The sequence below is a fragment of the Mesorhizobium sp. M0854 genome, assembly GCF_040319815.1.
In the GTDB taxonomy this organism is placed as follows: Bacteria; Pseudomonadota; Alphaproteobacteria; order Rhizobiales; family Rhizobiaceae; genus Mesorhizobium.
Map to the genome: position 1 here is coordinate 51297 of NZ_JAMYOL010000005.1, position 17186 is coordinate 68482.

A 17186-nucleotide genomic window follows, 5' to 3' on the forward strand; every position below is an offset into this window, starting at 1 on the left:
CGCGAGCCGCTGCAGGCGTGTGGAATTGAGCCGGGGAAAGCCGCGGCAGCGGCTTTTGCTGGTCCGCTTTTCGCCGCATTTCATGTTACAAGTCGCTGGAAGGGCTGATGCGGTGCGCCGTTGCGCGGCCGTGGAATGGAGAGGGACCACCATATGAAAAAGATTGTGCTCGCCGTCGTGGCGACGGCTGTGCTCGTGAGCGCATGCACCACCGATCCCTACACCGGGGAACAGAAGGTTTCCAACACCGCTGCCGGCGCCGGTCTCGGTGCTTTGGCGGGTGCCGGGCTCGGCATGCTTGCCGGCGGTAACGACCGCCGCAACGCGCTGATCGGCGCGGGCATCGGCGCGCTTGCCGGCGGTGCCATCGGTGCCACCATGGACCAGAACGAGGCCGAACTGCGCCGACAGCTTCAGGGCACAGGCGTCAGCGTCACCCGCACCGGCGATCAGATCATCCTCAATATGCCGTCCGACATCACCTTCAACGTCGACCAGGACGCGGTGAAGGCCGGTTTCTATCCGGTGCTGAATTCGGTGGCCCTTGTGCTGAAAAAGTTCCGCCAGACCACCGTCGACGTGTTCGGCCACACCGACTCGACCGGCAGCGACGAGCACAATTTCGACCTGTCGCAGCGCCGTGCTTTGGCGGTCGCCAACTATCTGTCCGGACAGGGCGTCGATTCCCGCCGCTTCGCCGTCACCGGCTTCGGCAAGACACGTCCGATCGCCTCCAACGCGACCGCTGCCGGCCGGGCTCAGAACCGCCGCGTCGAGATCCAGCTGTCGCCGCTTACCTGAGGCAAGCGCACGAACCGGCCGCGGCCCCGCAAGGGGCCGCTCTAATGGCTATGTCGGCCCTCCGTCCGCCGGCACCCTTCGTTCGTGATGTCAGGACCGGGCCGGCTGATCGACAATCGCGGCAACGATTCGGCGCACGATCGGAAGCACAATCAGCAGACTGGGAAACGCGACAAGCCATGAAGCGCCCCACGCATAGCTCCAGGCCGCTATAAACCCGTTCGTCCAGCCTGCGCCGATTGCCGTCGAAACCGCCGAGACAATCGAGGACATCAGAATCGAAAGAACCAACGGCATCACCACCGCGCCGTAGGAGGGCGGCAGCTTTCTCAATTTGAAGGCTCGGTCCGGTGATGCTTGCATCGAAATCTTCCTAATCAAAAAAATTTGCGTAGGCGTTATTGTGAGGACGATCAGGCGGCATATGCCGTCTGCAGCGCCAATTCCTGAATGAAGCTTCGCAGCGAACGCGGCTCGCGGCCAAGCACGGCACGCAACGTCAGGCTGTTCCCGCCGAGGCCGTATTTGGCGTAGTGGCTGTGTACTTTGGCCAGCATCTGCAACTGCCGGTCGGTATAGGGAAGGCGGGCCTTCGCCGCCCAGTCCTGAAATGTCGGCTCGCCCGCCGAAACCGGCCGGCCAAGCGCTTCGCTCATCATGGCGACGACCTCTTCGCGGCTGTGCATACCGTCGGCGCACAGCTCGAGGGTCGCATAGGACAAACGCGCTTCGGTCAGTGCGATTGCCGCCACTTCAGCCACATCGCGATAGTCGACGCGGGCGAGCTTCGCCGTCCTTGGAAACGGCTCGGCGAAAACGCCGTGCTCGACGACGGACGGCCAGGCCGGCGCGATATTTTGCATGAAATTGGCCGGGTGCAGAATGGTGTATTCCATGTTCGTCGAATAGAGGGCAGCTTCAACGGGTACCTTGCTTGCATGGTTTTCCAGCCTCGTATTGGTCGGCTGGATCACCGACGAAAAGACGAACTTTCGAACGCCTGCTCGCGCCGCCGCCTCAACCATGGCAACCCCCATGGCGGCTTCGTCGGGAGCAAAGGCCGGTCCGATGTGAAAGACACCGTCGACACCTTTCACGGCCTGCTCAAGGCTCCGATGGTTGCGCAGATCTCCGATCGCGATCTCGGATGCGCCGCCTTTCCGGGCTTTTTCGGCACTCGCGGCGTCACGAACAAGCGCTCGAACCCTGGCATTGCGGCGGACGAGTTCAGGCACCACCAAACCGGCAACGCGGCCTGCGGCGCCTACGACCAGGACCGTTGGACTGGGTGTTCGCATGACGATCTCCTTCCTTCGAGTCTGCCTTTCGGCCTGTGCAGGGAAGATAAAATCTAGCGAACTTCGTTACAATTGATCGATTTTGCGATAGGTTCTCCCGATTTTCGGTAGAAAGGAGCGATGAGCGATGAGCCGGATAGATGATTTCGAAGCCTTCATTGCCATTGTCGAGCATGGCAGTCTGACGGCTGCCGCACGCCGGCTGAACCGCTCACTGCAGTCGGTCAGCCGGTCCCTGGCGACATTGGAGGAATCAATCGGGGTCGAGCTTCTGCACAGGACGACACGCCGCTCGACGCCGAGCGAAGCCGGAGCGGCCTTTTTCCAGCGCATCAAACCCGCCGTCGAGGAAATTAACGAAGCCAGGCTTCAAGCGGCCAACCGACGATCCGAGCCGTCGGGCATCCTGCGTGTGAGTGCCCCGGTTCTGTTCGGCCCGGACTTCCTCGTGCCGGTCATCGCCGATTATATGCGGACATATCCCCGGGTCGAGGTTGACCTCCAGCTTTCCGATGAATTTGTCGATCTCGATGCCGAGCGCCTCGATTTGGCTGTCCGAATCGGCAATTTGCCGGATTCCAATTTACGTGCGAAGCGCCTGGGCGCGCTGCGACGCGTGGTGTTCGGCGCACCTGCCTACTTCCAGCAACACGGCCGACCGGCCCATCCGCTCGAATTGCGTGAGCATGAATGCATCGTACGAACCGTCGACGGCCGCCCAGGCGAATGGATGTTTCAGATTGAAGGCAAGCCCCGGCCGGTGAAGGTCGCGGGCACTTTCCGGTCGAATTTGATGATATCCATCTATGCAGCCGCGGTTCACGGATTGGGTCTGGGCTACTCGCCGCTTTGGCAGGTAAAACACCTGGTGGACGACGGCCGCCTGGAACTGGTTCTGACCGAATTCGAGCCAGTGCCGGTGCCGATACACGCCGTGTGGCCGGAAGGCAGATTATCCTCGGCCAAAGTCCGTGCTTTTCTGGACCTGCTGGCATCCCGCCTGGAACTCAAGAATCTTTAGGGCGCAAAACCATTTTGAGCGCCGATCTTACCTCATCGACATCAAGTTCGTGATCAGAACTGCCTTGGCGGCGTCGAGTGCGGGTTGATGGACCTCCGAATGACCGATGTCCTTCAGCTGATCGGTCGTCAAATCTGCCAGTGCCCTGCGTCTCGCGACGGTCCGCCGCCATCGCGTGAAGGCAGCGATCATCATTGCTGCGCCTTTCAGGCTAGACCCAAGCAAGCGTTTGGACATGCTGCGGGCGGCGCGAGGTTCCGTGTGAGCCATTGTTTTGGTCTCCCATTTCCAGTTTGCGGATGGGAGCGTGCCACGCAGGCGTTTTCGGGCTGTTCGGCTGTGCGTGAACAACTGGGAGAAGTCCGACGATCCTCCGTTAAATCGGTGTTAAATCAATCCACCGAGATGCTATTCTGTCGCTGCGGTCAAAGTCTGGAGACGATTTGTGCGCATCCGGTTGCTTGGTGGCCTGGAGGTTACTTCCCCGGAGCATCGGCCTGTCCGGTTCGCCACACGCAAGACTTCGCTTCTTTTTGCTGCTCTGGTTCTCGCAGGCCGCCGCGGCCATCGTCGCGAGCAGCTTTCCGAAGTCTTCTGGCCGGGGCGAAGCAATGGGCAGGCCCGCAATAGTCTGCGGCAAGCGCTGGTCGACATCAGGCGCACGTTCCCCGCCAGCTCGGATGCCACCGTCTACATCGATGGGGATCAGGAAACCGTTGCGCTGATTGCCGGTCCGGATGAGGCGGACATCTCGGTGTTCGACCGGAAGCTGGAGGAGGGCCGGACCACCGATCTCGCCTTCGCTGCGGATCTCTATCGCGGTGAGCTGCTTGCCGGGCAAACGATTCCTGACGAACTGGACGAGTGGTTTGGACCCTTTCTGAGTAAGTATCAGCGCAAGGCGCTGCAGTTGGTCGATCGGCTGAGCCTGGCGCTGCCCGCACCCGGCTCAGCGGAAGAGACGGCCTGCGAAGGGCTCGCGGAGAGATTGCTCGCCTCGGATCCGACGGCGGAGGCAGCCCATCGGGCGCTGATCCGCATCCACGCTCATCGAGGTCACGAAAACGCGGCCTTGCGCCAGTTCGAGCTGTGTCGGGCAGCATTAAAAAAACATCTGAATGCGGACCCAGAGGAGCAGACAAGCTCAATTGCGGCTTCCCTGCAGTCTCGTGAAAGAACTGAACGTCAGCGGCCGGAGCCAAGCTCTGGCGCCGCATCACTGGCGCAGGTTCTGGCGGCCCCGACGAGGCGCGACGACCAGCCGTCGATTGCGGTGCTGCCGTTTCAGAATCTAGGCGGTGATGTCGAGCAGGAATATTTCGCCGACGGCATGGTGGAAGACATTGTCACCGCCTTGGCTCACTTTCGTCACCTGTTCGTGGTCGCACGGAATTCGAGCTTCACCTACAGGGGACGGTCCGTAGACATAAAGCAGGTCGGGCGTGAGCTGGGCGTGCGCTATGTGGTCGAGGGAAGTGTTCGCCGGGCGGGCGACCGCCTGCGCATCGCCGGGCAGCTCATCGACACCTCGACGGGGGCCTATCTCTGGGCCGACCGTTTTGACGGAACGCTCGCCGAAGTCTTCGATCTGCAGGACCAGGTCGCCTCGAGCATTGTCGGCGCAATCACGCCGAAAATGGAGGAGGCTGAGATCGAGCGTGCCAAACGCAAACCGACAGAAAGCCTCGATGCTTATGACTACTATCTCCGCGGGCTGGCGGCCTTTGACCGAACGATCACTAGTAGATCGGCGATTGACGACGCCTTGCGCCTCTTCATGAAGGCGATCGACCGTGACCCGGAGTTCGCGATAGCCCATGCGCGGGCGGCGCGGTGCTACGCTACCCGAAAAAGCAACGGCTGGATGGTCGACCGTGCAGAAGAGATTGCCGAAGCTACTCGACTGGCCAGGAGAGCGGTCGAACTCGGAAGGGACGATGCAATTGCGCTTTCCTACGGTGGATACGTCCTCGGCTACGTAGGCGGCGACCTTGATGATAGTGCGGCTTGCATCGATCGCGCGCTCGCTCTCAACCCTAACTTGGCCGCTGCTTTGGGCGTCAGCAGCTGGGTGAGGGCTTGCTTGGGCGAGCCAGGCAAGGCCATCGAGCACGCCGCGCTTGCCATGCGCCTAAGCCCATTGGATCCACGCCTGTTCGCTTGGCAGTTCAACACCGGGCTCGCTCATTTTTGTGCAGGCCACTACGATGACGCCGTCGCTTGGGCGGGAAAGTCGCTGCGGCACCAGCCGAACTACGTGAGCGCGATGCGTGTAGTGGCGGCGGGTCATGCCCTTGCGGGGCGCCTAACGGAAGCGCAGCAAATGATGGCCCGGCTTTGCGAGTTCGACCCCTCGCTGCGGCTTTCGAATCTCGCCGAGGTGCTGCCGCCGTTTTATCGACCGGACGATCGCAGCAGATATATCGAAGGCCTTCGCAAGGCGGGCCTGCCGGACTAACGCAGTATCAGCGCGAAGCGAGGCCGTCTTATGCAGCTTTCGGTGCTTCGCGCGTCGGCGCGACGCGCAAGCCCTGCAGCATCAGACCTTGGCGACGATCCGCATGAAGGCCGGCATGTCGTCGCCGAAGCCGACGGTCGCGTCATTGTCTTCCTGGCGCTGGCGGGCAGGGCGCTCGCGCTGCGGCCTGGTGTCGCCCCGTTCCGGCGCGCGCCGTTCGTTGCGATCGGGCGAAGCCTTGCGTTCAGGTGAAGCCTGGCGCTCGCTGTTTTCCGAGCGGATCGCCTCTTTGCGGGTACGCCGCTCGTCGATGTCGGCGACGGTGGCTTCGGCCACGACCGGCTGTTCCTCGCTAACTGCTTCTGGCGCTGCTTCTTCGCTGCGCTTGGCGTGGCGTTCACGCGGTTTGCGCTCGCCCCTGTCCTTGGCGTCGTCCTTGCGGCCGGCACGGCGTGGCGCACCGCGGCCACGGCGCGGGGCCTCATCCTCGCCGCCTTCGCTGGCAACGACCGTCGACAAATCGCCGTCATGCCACTCGATCTTCGTGCCGATCAGCCGCTCGATGGCGTCGATGTATTTGGTGTCCGACTTGGTCGCGATGGTGAAGGATTTGCCCGAGCGCCCGGCGCGGCCGGTACGGCCGATGCGGTGGACGTAATCCTCCGCGTGGATCGGCACGTCGTAATTGAAGACATGGCTGACATCGGGAATGTCGAGGCCACGCGCCGCGACATCCGAAGCAACGAGGTAGCGCAGCTTGCCGTCACGGAAATTGGCCAGCATCTGCATGCGCGCGCGCTGGTCCATGTCGCCGTGCAGGGCGCCGGCATCGAAGTCATATTTCAGCAGCGAGCGGAACAGCTCCGATACCTCGATCTTGCGGTTGCAGAAGATGATGGCGTTCTTCAGCTCGGCATCCTCGGCTTTCATCAGATTGCGCAGCGTCTCGCGCTTGTCCCAGGGTTTCGGGCCGGATTTCACCAGCCGCTGGATGATGTTGGTGGCGGCCGATGCTGCCTTCGACACTTCGACGCGCACCGGTGCGTGCAGGAATTTCTCGGTGAGCTTGGTGATTTCCGGCGGCATCGTCGCCGAGAAGAACAGCGTCTGCCTCGTGAACGGAATCATCTCGCAGATACGCTCGATGTCGGGGATGAAGCCCATGTCGAGCATGCGATCGGCCTCGTCGATGACGAGGATCTCGACGCCGTTGAGCAGGAGCTTGCCGCGCTCGCGATGGTCGAGCAGGCGGCCCGGCGTCGCGATCAGCACATCGGCGCCGCGCTCGAGCTTCTTGTCCTGCTCGTCGAAGGACACGCCGCCGATCAGCAGTGCGATGTTGAGCTTGTGGTTCTTGCCGTATTTGACGAAGTTTTCCTCGACCTGCGCGGCGAGCTCGCGCGTCGGCTCGAGGATCAGCGTGCGCGGCATGCGCGCGCGGGCGCGGCCCTTTTCCAGCCGGGTGAGCATCGGCAGGACGAAGGACGCCGTCTTGCCGGTGCCGGTCTGGGCAATGCCCAGCACGTCCTTGCCGAGCAAGGCGTGCGGGATAGCACCAGCCTGGATCGGCGTCGGCTCGGTGTAGCCGGCATCGGTAACTGCGGAAAGGACCTTCGGCGACAGGCCGAGGTCTGCGAAGGTCAACGCTTCTTGAGCGATCTGGGTGTCTGAGGACAAGTTTGGCTGTCTTTGGCTGGTTCGGGGGCGCAACATATGCAGTCGCGGCAAGCGCCGCGCGCCTGCAAGATTGGTATTGCAGGTAGGCGCAAGCCCACGATTTGTCAACACAAACGGGCGGCATTGGTGCGATTGTGAAGCCGTAAGCTTAATCGCGATGGTTACCGCTCGTCGATGGCCCGCTGTTCAGCAAGGCGACATTCTCGCATCAGCGCAGGTGTTGCAGATCAGCAACGCCAGGGTGCATTCATTCTGACCACACGCCAAAGTATCATTTGAGATTTGAAATAACTCAGAAAACTAGCCACAAACGATTCATCCATTTTCTTGGCTAGGGGGGCCACATTATGAAGAAAGCTTTTCTCTCCGCTGCGTTTCTGGCAGCGGCCTTGACTCCGGCGATCGCGGCCGATGTCGTGGAGTTGCCGGTCGCATCAACGTATAACTGGACGGGCCTCTATCTAGGCGCACATGTCGGCGGTGGCAGCAGCAAAGTAGACTGGGAATATACTGGTGGCGGGACGGCTGATCATGATGGCAGCGGCGCCCTGGGCGGCGTCCAGGCCGGTTACAATTTCCAGAGCGGAAATATAGTCTATGGCGTCGAGGCGGACATCTCGGCCGCCCATATCGATGGCGGCACGGACTGTCCGAACCCCACCTTCTCTTGCGATTCCGATGTAAAGATGCTCGGATCGCTGCGTGGCCGAATTGGCTATGCGATGGATAGGCTGCTGATCTACGGTACCGGCGGTCTCGGCTTCGGCAGGGTTGAGATTAGCACAAGCGGTCCGATCGGGACCAACGGCACCTCGAAAACCAGAGCAGGCTGGACCCTGGGCGCGGGCCTGGAATATGCCTTTACCGATCACTGGTCGCTCAAGGGCGAATACAAATATTTCGATCTGGGCAAGAGCGATTATACAGTCGACACCGGCCTGAATGTCGAAGCAAAGGTCCGCATACACACCGGAGTCATCGGCTTGAATTACAAGTTCTGATCGCAACGATCGGCCGCCGCAACACTTGTGTTGTCAAATAGGAACCCGGCCTCGTGCCGGGTTTTTATTTGCACGGTCTGTTCAATACCTGAACTGTTCGGCGAGAATGCGCTCGTTCCACGAATGGTTGGGATCGAACAGCAGCGTCGCCGTTGCCGTCGGCGATTCCCTCACCGTGACCGTCGTCACCGCCTTAACCTCGGTGTGGTCGGCGGCGGCATTCACCGGCCGCTTTTCCGGCTCCAGAATGTCGAAACGCACGATCGCCTTGTTGGAGAGCAGCGCGCCGCGCCAGCGGCGCGGACGAAACGGGCTGACCGGGGTCAGCGCCAGCAGCGGAGCGTCGAGCGGCAGGATCGGCCCGTGCGCCGACAGATTATATGCGGTCGAGCCGGCCGGCGTCGCAATCATCACGCCGTCGCAGTGCAATTCCTCCAGCCGCTCTTGCCCATCCACGGTGATGCGGATCTTGGCCGTCTGGTACGACTGGCGCCAAAGCGCGACCTCGTTGATCGCGAGCGCCGAAATCGTCTCGCCTTCGGCCGTCACCGCCTGCATCTCCAGCGGACGGATCGTTTCGGCAACGGCCGCCGCGATGCGCCCGGTCAAGCCGCTGGCGCGGTATTCGTTCATCAGAAAACCGATGGTGCCACGGTTCATGCCGTAGACCTTCTTTCCCGTGCTCATCGTCTCACGCAGGGTCTGCAGCAGAAAGCCGTCGCCGCCGAGCGCCACGACGATCCCGGCTTCTTCGACGGAGGCCTGGCCGTAACGCGCAGAGAGGCTTTCCAGCGCTGCATTGGCGTCGGCTGTACCGGATGAGACGAAGGCGAAACGGCTGGCGGTTTTGCTCATGGCTCTCAACGACAACCGATTGGCGACGACCGTCTGGCGACCGATTGGCGGCGACCGGTTGCTGGGCCGCGCCAGCGCCGGGTTAGCATGGGTGGGCATTTCTGCAAAGGGAGGGAGGTGCCTGGAGATGGCGACCAAACAAGCCGCACTCGCGCATCATGTCGGAGGACAAAATGATGTGATGGTTAAGACTCGCCTTAAACTCTCGTAAAGCCATATCGATCATGTTAGCCGGCAGCGGACGGGCGGCGTGGGGGCTAACCAGTCGAGGCCGATCTATTGCCGCTGGCACGCTTGATTATTGTCTTCCTGATGCTGGCAAGTTTTGCCCTGGCTTTTGCGGAACTGGTGCGCCAGTCGGAGGAAAAGAGCTTTAGACCCGAGCCCACGGCCTCACGCTGCGGCGACGCGGCGGGGACACCCTGTCCGCAAAGGGCGCTTTGACGCCACAGCGCCAGTGCTTATCGGGCTTGCAACAGATGGCAGCCGGCCTGGCGCTTTTGCGCGAGGTACTCGTCGACAAGCTGGCGATAGCGGACTTTGCCGAAGCTCGGGAAATGGCCGCCGTGCACGACCGAGACATCGAGATCGCGCATGCGCAGCAGCGTTTCGACATAATCGTCGATATCGGAGTGATAGACGTCGTCGATCAGCGGGCCGTCATAGATGATGTCGCCGGAAAACAGGATGCCCGTCCTGTTTTCGTAGAGCGCGATGCCGCCGGGTGAATGGCCGGGCGTGTGGATGACCTCGAAGGCACGGTCGCCGAGATCGACGATGTCGCCTTGCTCGAGCAACCGGCCGGCTGGTGCGGGCAGGATCTGGTAGCGCTTGGTGTCCCAACCTTGCGGCATGCCGTCGAACATCGCGTCAGTGGCATAGCGGTCGGCAACCGTCCATTCGTTGCGTGGATCGGCGAGGATTTCGGCCTCGGCCGGGTGCACGCAGCGGTCGGGAAATTCGTGATGGCAGCCGATATGATCGAAATGCGTGTGGCTGGCCACGCAGGTGAGCTTGCGCTCCGTGACCAGCGGCACGTGGCGGCGCAGGCTGAAATGGCCGAGGCCGGTATCGAACAGAAGATCGCGGTCGCGGCCGCGCACATGCCAGATGTTGCAGCGGAAGAACGGCTTGATCCACGGCTCGTGGATCAGCGTCACGCCATCGCCCATGCGGATAGTTTCGTACCAGTCAGGAGCGTCGATGATTGGAAGCGTGCTCATGTTCAGTCCGCAAGCAGGATGATGTCGCCAGCATCGCACGATACCGCGACAACGTCGCCCGGCTGGACGGCCGATGCTGCCGCGACCTTGGCGATGAAGTGCAGCGCCGGGTCGGTCGTGGAGGTCCCCAGCACACGCTTGAAGCTGCCCTGGAAGACGACGTCGCTGACCTTGGCCGTACCGAGCGCCACAGCACCGCCGGCAGCGCCGAGAACAAGATGCTCCGGCCGGACGGCCAGCGCAACGGTCGAGCCGGCCGGCAATGTGCCGGGCAAAGAGAGCGACCCAAGCTTCGTGGTGACGGCGACTTTGCCGCCCTTCGCCTCGGTCACCGTTCCCGATATCAGCGTGCTTTCGCCCATGAAAGTCGCGGAAAAGCGCGTCGCTGGCCGTGCATAAACGCGCTCGGGCGGTCCTTCGTCCTCGATGCGCCCGTCATTCATCACCACGCAATGATCGGCCAGCGCCATCGCCTCTTCCTGATCGTGAGTGACGTGGATGAAGGCGGTGCCGACGCGTTTCTGGATCGCCTTCAATTCATCCTGCATCTGCCGGCGCAATTTCAGGTCGAGCGCGCCGAGCGGCTCGTCGAGCAGGAGCACCGCCGGCTCGACCACCAGGGCGCGCGCCAGCGCCACGCGCTGCCGCTGACCGCCGGAAAGCTGATGCGGCTTCTTGTCGAAGGCAGTGGCCAACCCAACCAGCGCCAGCGCCTCGCGTGCCCTTGCTGCCCGGGTTGCGCCATCGACACCCCGCATGCGCAGCCCGAAGCCGACATTGCTGCCGACGCTCATATGCGGGAACAGCGCATAATCCTGGAACACGGTCGTCGTCGGCCGCTTCGCCGGCGGCACGGCGGTGCAGTCCTCGCCGCGGATCAGCACCTTGCCTTCGCTCGGCGTGACGAAGCCGCCGAGGATGGACAAAAGCGTCGTCTTGCCGGAGCCGGACGGGCCGAGCAGGATCGTGTAGCTGCCAGGCTCGATCGTCAGCGAGACGTTCTTCAGCACGGTATGCTGGCCGAAGCGATGCGAGACGGAGCTTATATCGACCAGTGGCGCACTCAAGCCGGCTTCCTCCGCAACAGCATCAGCTCGAACAATACCACCAGCACGATGGAGACGGCGAAGACCAGCGAGCCGACGGCGTTGGTCTTGGGATTGAGGCCGGAGCGCAGCAGGTTCCAGATCTCGACCGGCAGCGTCGTATCGAAGCGCGTCAACAGGAACGAGATGACGAATTCGTCCCAGGAGAAGGTCATCGACAGAAAGAAACCGGCGAAGATCGCCGGTGCCATGACAGGCACGGTGATCAGCAGCAGCACCTTCCATTCGGGCGCGCCGAGGTCGCGCGCGGCGCGCTCGATGTTGATCTGGTGGTCGCCCATCTGGCTGTAGACGATGGCAAAGCAGAGCGGCAGGTTGATCACGACGTGGCCGATGCCGGCGGCAATGAGCGACTTCGGCACGCCGGCCCAGTTGAACAGCACCAGCAGCCCCATGCCGATGATGAGATAGCTGACGGTCAGTGGCAAGGTGATCAGCCCGCGCATCAGGCCCGAGCCCGGCAAAGCGAAGCGCGCAAAACCCCAGGCGGAGAGAAAGCCCAACGTGACGGCGGCAGCCGAGGAGACGACCGCCACCAGCAGCGAATTGACCAGAGCCGAAGTCAGCCGCGTGTCGGCGAGCACGGCCTCGTACCAGCGCAGCGACGGTCCGGTGAAGGGCGGGATCGGAAACGACGTCGCCTGCAGCGAAAACAGCACCAGAACGATGACCGGTAGAAAGATGAAGCCGTAGATTGCGATGGCGTAAAGGCCGGAGACGAGGCGGATGAGCGCGCGCATGGTCAGGCCCGCTCGATCTTCAGCCAGCGGGAGCAGGCGAGATAGGCAATGGTGACCACCGCCATCAGGATGATCGACAACGCCGAAGCGAGCGGAAAGTCGCCGCGCCGGCCGATCTGCATCATGACGAGCTGCGGCATCAAAAGCTCGTTGTTGCCGCCGAGGATCTGCGGCGTGATGTAGTCGCCGATGCACAGCACGAAGGTGAGGAAGGCGCCGACCATGATACCGGGGAGCGTCAGCGGCAGAACGACATGCAGGAAAGTCCGAACCGGCCCGGCGCCGAGGTCGGCGGCGGCCTTGCGATAGCTGGGGCTGAGCTGCTTCAGATTGGCGAAGATCGTCAGCGTCAACAGCATGACGAAGAAATGCACGAAGCCGATGACGGTGGCCAGCCGCGTATTGGCGAGCTGCAGCGGTTCGCTGAACAGGCCGGAGCCGGTCAACGCATGGTTGACGACGCCGTTCTGCGCCAGCACCAGCAGCCACGAATAGGAGCGCACGACATAGGAGGTCCAGAACGGCAGCACTGCCAGCATCAGCGCCAGCCGCTGCCAGCGCTCCGGCACCTGCTCGGCCAGGATCCAGGCAAAAGGATAGGCGAGCAGCACGGAGATCACGGTGACGATCGCTGTGACCTGCAGCGAGTTCACCATCGCCTGCCAGTAGGACGGATTGGCAAAGAACTGGCTGTAGTTGGACAGCGTGAAGCCGCCGCCTTCATGTGCCGTCAGGCTGGATACCGCCATGGCGACGAAGGGCAGCACGAAGAACAGCAGCGTCCAGCCGAGCGCCGGCGTGACCAGCGCCCAGGGCAGGGCACGCCCACTGTTGACGGCGTTCACGACCGGCAGCCGGTCATTGCGCCTGCAGCATTTCGGTCCAGACGTCCTGCATCTTCTTGTCGAGTTCGGCGTTCGGCGCAGGATAGGACTGGGCGCGGGCGAGGAATTCCGGCTGCTCGTCGAAGCGCAGGATCTTCTTCTGCTCGTCGCTCAACGCCGCCTTGCTGTTGGCCGGCATGCCCCAATAGCAGGACGAGGTGGCGAGCCGCGCCTGGCCTTCGGGGCTCATAATGTACTGGATGAATTTAAGCGCCAGCTCCTTGTTCTTGGAATCCTTGAACATTGCCAGCGACTGCGACCACAGCACGGCGCCTTCTTTCGGGATCGAGAAGTCGAGGGCAGGGTTTTCCTTGGCCAGCCCCGCCGTCACCCATTCGCCGCCGCCGACCAGAATGTCGACCTCGCCGGTCGCCAGCGCCGTCTGGCTGGCGGTCACTTCGCCGACCAGCTTTGCGTTGGCCTTCATTTTGAGCAGCTCTTCCTTGATGGCGGGAAGGTCGGCTTCGGTCAGGTCGGCGGTCTTTTTGCCGATCGCCAGTGCGGCCATGCCGATGACCGGCAGGTAATAATCGTAGATGGCGATCTTGCCCTTGTACTTATCGCCGGTCAGCGCGGCAAGCGACTGCATGTCGGCCGGATCGACCTTGGTCTTGTTGTAGCCGATCGTGTTGTAGCCGAACTTTTCGGTGATGCCGTAGCGCTTGCCGTCGACGACGGTGGAGCTATCCATCTTCACCTGCGGAAACAGGTCGGCCAGCGGCAGCTTGTCTTCCGGCAGTGGCTCGAACAGGCCTTTTTCGACGCCGCGTGGCACGTCGATGCTGTCGATCACCATCACGTCCCAATCGCCGGGCTGTGATTGATCGACGATCGCCAGGCCGGCGCCGGTGCCTTCGAACTCCTTGACATTGACCTTGACGCCGTTGGCCTCCTCGAACGGCTGCAGCAGCGCCGGATCGGCGTGATCGCACCAGATCAGTGCGTTGAGATCCTGCGCCTGAGCGAGGCTGCCCGCCGCCAGCAGCAGTGCTGCCGCGGCACAGGCGCCTTGGAGATGGCTCTTCAGAACGGAAAGAGGATTCCTGACGGTTGGATTGGGGGTCTTTGGATTGACGGACATCGAGTGTTCTCCCTTGCCTTTTTGGCTTGTAGGAAAAAATTGAACCAATTCTAAAATTGAGTCAATTCTGTTTTTGTGGCAAACAGCCGATATGAGCGGATTGCGGGCAAGGCAGAAGGCGGATCGGCACCGCCGCATCATCGAGGCAGCGGCGGCGCTTTTCCGCGATGCCGGTTATGAAGGCGCCAAGATCGAGACCATCGCGGCGCAGGCCGAAGTCTCGGTCGGCACCATCTACAATTACTACCAGAACAAGGGCGACATCCTCGGCGCCATCGTCTCGATGGAGGTCAACGAGGTGCTGAATGCCGGGCGCGGCGTCGTCGCCAACCCGCCGGCAAATGTCGGCGACGCGCTGGATACGCTGCTCGGCATCTATATCGAGCATTCGCTGCATTATCTCAGCAAGGAGATGTGGCGACAGGCGATGGCGATCTCGACGCAACTGCCCGACAGCCCGTTCGGCCAGGCCTATACCGGGCTGGACCGCGCCCTGACAGAGCAGATCCGCGCGCTGATCGTCCGCCTGCAGGCGCTCGGCCTGGTACGCCGCGACATCGACGGGCCGGCGCTCGGCGAACTCATCTTCAACAACATGAACATGATGTTCATCGAGTTCGTGAAACGCGAAGGGGCGAGGATTGCCGAGCTGCGCGCTGCAATACGCCGGCAGAACAGGATATTGGTGGCGGCGATCGGAGTGTAAGAAGATCAAGGGCGAGTTGGGCCTGCAACACAAATCGCCGCAGCCGGAGCATCGCCTACCGGTTGATCAGCCATAGAATGGCCGAGAGCACGATGCTGACCAGTATCCCCGTGGTGATAGGGACATAAAGCCTGAAGTTCTCACGCTCGATCACGATATCGCCGGGCAGCCTGCCAAGGCCGGTCCGAGCCAACCAAGGCCACAGCAGGCCTAAGGCGACTATGCTGAGACCAACGACGATCAGAGTTCGCGACATGGCAGCATCCTGCCGGAAAAATGCCGGGCGCCTAGTATGGACCCGGATCACCCAGCCGTTAGGCCTGCTCGAGCGAGGATTTCAGGAGCCGGCGCGACATGCCCGTGCGGCTTGCAGTAGTCCGGGTCGATCGCGCGATAGCCGAGCAGATGGCCGAGTGGCGCCAGAATCGCCAGCGCCACTCGCTGAATCGCAGGTGGCGGGTGCGTGAAGACGATCACGTCGGCAAATTCCCTGGCGATGACTGCTGCCTGAAGCGGCGAAGGTCTACCTTTTCTGTCCACCTTGCCGGCATTGGCCAGGCCGAAGAGCATGCCGATCAGCAGCTCGAAACGGTTCGGGTCGACATTGTCCGCACCTGGCGCCCGGTCGACTTCGACCAGGACATGCGCTTCTTCGGTTTTGCTGCTGTTCCACCAATCATGTGCGACGCCTGCTTCGACCGTGGCGGATTGGCCAGGCTCCAGGGACAAAGTCTTCCCGGCGATGCAAGCGTCGAGACGGCCACGGAGGACGGTAAACCGTTCCGTCAGGTTCGGGTGGAAGTGCTCGCCCACCACTGCGGCTCCCGGCCGGGCGGTCAGATGAGCGATGCCAGGTCCCTGGCCGCGGTCTTCTGTGCCACGCAGGATGACGGCATATTCGCCGGTCACCTTGTTCTCGTAGACATCTCCGCAGTGTGACATGGATCAGCTCCGGGTTCAGAGCACCGGTGTCCAGCAACTTTATCGTCAACCGATTGATCGTTCAACGACGCTCGAACAGGCGATTGCGGAAACACCAGCTGCCGGCTCTTCGGCGACGCGGGCGATCAGCGCTCTACCGAACATGCTTGGGAGGCCGCGCACGCGGAAACGGCACGACCGTCAGTGGCGCCTTGCGGAATTCCGCGATGGCTATTTCTTCAATCAGCGCGTCGAGGACCTCGTTGACGCGTCGGCTCGTTTCATCTGCGCCGCAGAGGCGGTTTTGTGCGCACTCCAAAAGCTCGCGCGCCGCGGCGAAATCACTTCGCATGACAACACCCTTTGGTTTTTGGCCCGCCGCACCGACATTGTCGGCGCGCTTAATTGAGCGAGTGCTAATATACACAGGAGCAATTTAATCGAATGCTGTTAAATGGCTCGGAGCCGGAGAGGGGCCGAAATGATGGCTGTAAGGGCCAGGCACTAATGGGCTCGGCGTCTCTTGGTATGAGATGCCAAAGCGCAATCTGGCGTCAGATTAAGCCGGCAATTTCACGCGACGTTTGTGGTTCCCCGACGGGACGGAACGCGTGGCCCTAAAACGGTCTTGGGCGGCTTAGATATTCTCTGGCGGCGGCAATCTGGCGCCGGTGCTCGCGCAGGAAGGCTGCGCCGAAACAAATGGCGAAGGCCAGTACCGAAAGGCTTGTCGTTGCTCTTGATGTTGGATCGGGGTCGGGACTTGTCAGCAAACGAAAACCGAACGCGAGGGCGAAGACGATAAGGCCGCCAAACATCCCGTTGATGAAGGGGGCGGTCGTGCGTTTCTGCTCCAACGGAAACTCCCATGGTTTCCGATGCAGTTATATGCGTTTGAATTGATGTGCCACCGCTCTTGACGGCCCGACCCTGTGGAAATCGGGGATGACCAGATATCGATGCGCGTTGGGAAGTCCTCGCAAGCAATCCTTGCTTGCTGGTGCCCCCGGACGGGATCGAACCGCCGACCTTCGGTTTACAAAACCGCTGCTCTACCAGCTGAGCTACAAGGGCACGGCGCTTCGGTTACCATATTTGATGCGCCAGTAAAGACAAAACTCCGTTTTTCGGTTCCCGGCGAACGCGCCGGTTCTGCCGCCGGGGCGTCCTGAAAACGGCCAATTCGCTTCCTATATTGATCGAAGGTGCAATCGCATCAGCGAGGCTGTCGCATGATCAGGTTTGTCATCATTCTCCCGCTCGTCGTCGTGGCCTGGGTTCTCCTGGTGAAGCTCGTCAAGGATCTGAAGCGCGCCAATATCGACTGGACCGGCGTCACCACCATCATCGGCTTCATCGCGCTCGCCTTCTGGCTTCGCCACATCACCGGGATGGGGTGAGCGAGAGAGTGAGT

Annotated in this window: 20 protein-coding genes and 1 tRNA gene; 7 read left to right on the forward strand and 14 right to left on the reverse strand. The window is 61.8% G+C overall.

Annotated features, from left to right (window positions below; translation table 11 throughout):
* Positions 1-153: 153 nt before the first annotated feature.
* Entirely contained in the window at positions 154-801 is a 648-nt protein-coding gene (locus NKH99_RS10750; RefSeq protein ID WP_254817106.1) for a YiaD family glycine zipper/OmpA-like lipoprotein, read from the forward strand.
* Positions 802-891: 90 nt separating this feature from the next.
* Here NKH99_RS10750 and NKH99_RS10755 read toward each other — a convergent pair whose 3' ends face one another.
* Both NKH99_RS10755 and NKH99_RS10760 read right to left on the reverse strand, forming a co-directional pair.
* Entirely contained in the window at positions 892-1164 is a 273-nt protein-coding gene (locus NKH99_RS10755) for a DUF2798 domain-containing protein (RefSeq protein ID WP_023679921.1), read from the reverse strand.
* Between the two features lie 50 nt (positions 1165-1214).
* Positions 1215-2099, reverse strand: a complete 885-nt coding sequence (locus NKH99_RS10760; protein WP_352835937.1) for an NmrA/HSCARG family protein — start codon at positions 2097-2099, stop codon at positions 1215-1217.
* A gap of 127 nt (positions 2100-2226) precedes the next feature.
* Between NKH99_RS10760 and NKH99_RS10765 the strand changes: the two genes are divergently transcribed.
* A complete protein-coding gene (locus tag NKH99_RS10765) occupies positions 2227-3120 on the forward strand; it encodes a LysR family transcriptional regulator (RefSeq protein ID WP_353014003.1) in 894 nt (297 codons plus the stop codon).
* 27 nt (positions 3121-3147) lie between these two features.
* On the opposite strand, the gene NKH99_RS10770 is transcribed toward NKH99_RS10765, so the two are convergent.
* Positions 3148-3390, reverse strand: a complete 243-nt coding sequence (locus NKH99_RS10770) for a YjiS-like domain-containing protein (protein ID WP_353014185.1) — start codon at positions 3388-3390, stop codon at positions 3148-3150.
* 175 nt (positions 3391-3565) lie between these two features.
* On the opposite strand from NKH99_RS10770, the gene NKH99_RS10775 reads away from it, so the two are divergent.
* Complete coding sequence (locus tag NKH99_RS10775; protein WP_353014005.1) at positions 3566-5578, forward strand: BTAD domain-containing putative transcriptional regulator; 2013 nt, start codon at positions 3566-3568, stop codon at positions 5576-5578.
* Between the two features lie 81 nt (positions 5579-5659).
* Here the strand turns inward: NKH99_RS10775 and NKH99_RS10780 are convergent, their stop codons facing one another.
* Complete coding sequence (locus tag NKH99_RS10780; RefSeq protein ID WP_352451079.1) at positions 5660-7255, reverse strand: DEAD/DEAH box helicase; 1596 nt, start codon at positions 7253-7255, stop codon at positions 5660-5662.
* Positions 7256-7602: 347 nt separating this feature from the next.
* Here NKH99_RS10780 and NKH99_RS10785 point away from each other — a divergent pair, with 347 nt between their 5' ends.
* Positions 7603-8256 carry an outer membrane protein gene (locus NKH99_RS10785; RefSeq protein ID WP_352451078.1) on the forward strand — a complete coding sequence of 218 codons (654 nt, stop codon included), beginning with the start codon at positions 7603-7605 and terminating at the stop codon, positions 8254-8256.
* A gap of 81 nt (positions 8257-8337) precedes the next feature.
* Here NKH99_RS10785 and NKH99_RS10790 read toward each other — a convergent pair whose 3' ends face one another.
* From NKH99_RS10790 to NKH99_RS10815, 6 genes are all read right to left on the reverse strand, one after another.
* On the reverse strand, positions 8338-9111 hold the full coding sequence (locus NKH99_RS10790; protein ID WP_023679915.1) for an NAD kinase: 774 nt from the start codon (positions 9109-9111) through the stop codon (positions 8338-8340).
* A 461-nt stretch (positions 9112-9572) separates the two neighbouring features.
* Positions 9573-10334, reverse strand: coding sequence for an MBL fold metallo-hydrolase (locus tag NKH99_RS10795; protein WP_353014007.1), 762 nt, complete (start codon positions 10332-10334; stop codon positions 9573-9575).
* A gap of 2 nt (positions 10335-10336) precedes the next feature.
* Complete coding sequence (locus NKH99_RS10800; protein ID WP_353014009.1) at positions 10337-11401, reverse strand: ABC transporter ATP-binding protein; 1065 nt, start codon at positions 11399-11401, stop codon at positions 10337-10339.
* Positions 11398-12180 (reverse strand): ABC transporter permease, encoded by a 783-nt coding sequence (locus NKH99_RS10805; RefSeq protein ID WP_352451075.1) that lies wholly within the window; start codon positions 12178-12180, stop codon positions 11398-11400. Before NKH99_RS10805 ends, NKH99_RS10800 begins: the two co-directional genes overlap by 4 nt.
* A 2-nt stretch (positions 12181-12182) precedes the next feature.
* Positions 12183-13025 carry an ABC transporter permease gene (locus tag NKH99_RS10810; protein ID WP_352472776.1) on the reverse strand — a complete coding sequence of 281 codons (843 nt, stop codon included), beginning with the start codon at positions 13023-13025 and terminating at the stop codon, positions 12183-12185.
* A gap of 13 nt (positions 13026-13038) precedes the next feature.
* Complete coding sequence (locus NKH99_RS10815) at positions 13039-14145, reverse strand: polyamine ABC transporter substrate-binding protein (RefSeq protein ID WP_353014011.1); 1107 nt, start codon at positions 14143-14145, stop codon at positions 13039-13041.
* A 91-nt stretch (positions 14146-14236) separates the two neighbouring features.
* On the opposite strand from NKH99_RS10815, the gene NKH99_RS10820 reads away from it, so the two are divergent.
* Complete coding sequence (locus tag NKH99_RS10820; RefSeq protein WP_352746778.1) at positions 14237-14851, forward strand: TetR/AcrR family transcriptional regulator; 615 nt, start codon at positions 14237-14239, stop codon at positions 14849-14851.
* A 55-nt stretch (positions 14852-14906) separates the two neighbouring features.
* Here NKH99_RS10820 and NKH99_RS10825 read toward each other — a convergent pair whose 3' ends face one another.
* Both NKH99_RS10825 and NKH99_RS10830 read right to left on the reverse strand, forming a co-directional pair.
* Complete coding sequence (locus NKH99_RS10825) at positions 14907-15107, reverse strand: DUF2905 domain-containing protein (protein ID WP_352457462.1); 201 nt, start codon at positions 15105-15107, stop codon at positions 14907-14909.
* Positions 15108-15154: 47 nt separating this feature from the next.
* Positions 15155-15793 carry a cupin domain-containing protein gene (locus tag NKH99_RS10830; protein ID WP_353014013.1) on the reverse strand — a complete coding sequence of 213 codons (639 nt, stop codon included), beginning with the start codon at positions 15791-15793 and terminating at the stop codon, positions 15155-15157.
* Here NKH99_RS10830 and NKH99_RS10835 point away from each other — a divergent pair.
* A complete protein-coding gene (locus tag NKH99_RS10835; RefSeq protein ID WP_353014015.1) occupies positions 15792-16181 on the forward strand; it encodes a hypothetical protein in 390 nt (129 codons plus the stop codon). The two genes, NKH99_RS10830 and NKH99_RS10835, sit on opposite strands and share 2 nt — an antisense overlap.
* 208 nt (positions 16182-16389) lie before the next feature.
* Here the strand turns inward: NKH99_RS10835 and NKH99_RS10840 are convergent, their stop codons facing one another.
* Complete coding sequence (locus tag NKH99_RS10840; protein ID WP_352774609.1) at positions 16390-16629, reverse strand: hypothetical protein; 240 nt, start codon at positions 16627-16629, stop codon at positions 16390-16392.
* A gap of 141 nt (positions 16630-16770) precedes the next feature.
* A tRNA-Thr gene (locus tag NKH99_RS10845) sits at positions 16771-16846 on the reverse strand.
* Between the two features lie 158 nt (positions 16847-17004).
* Between NKH99_RS10845 and NKH99_RS10850 the strand changes: the two genes are divergently transcribed.
* Positions 17005-17172, forward strand: coding sequence for a hypothetical protein (locus NKH99_RS10850; RefSeq protein WP_292661863.1), 168 nt, complete (start codon positions 17005-17007; stop codon positions 17170-17172).
* Positions 17173-17186 lie beyond the last annotated feature (14 nt).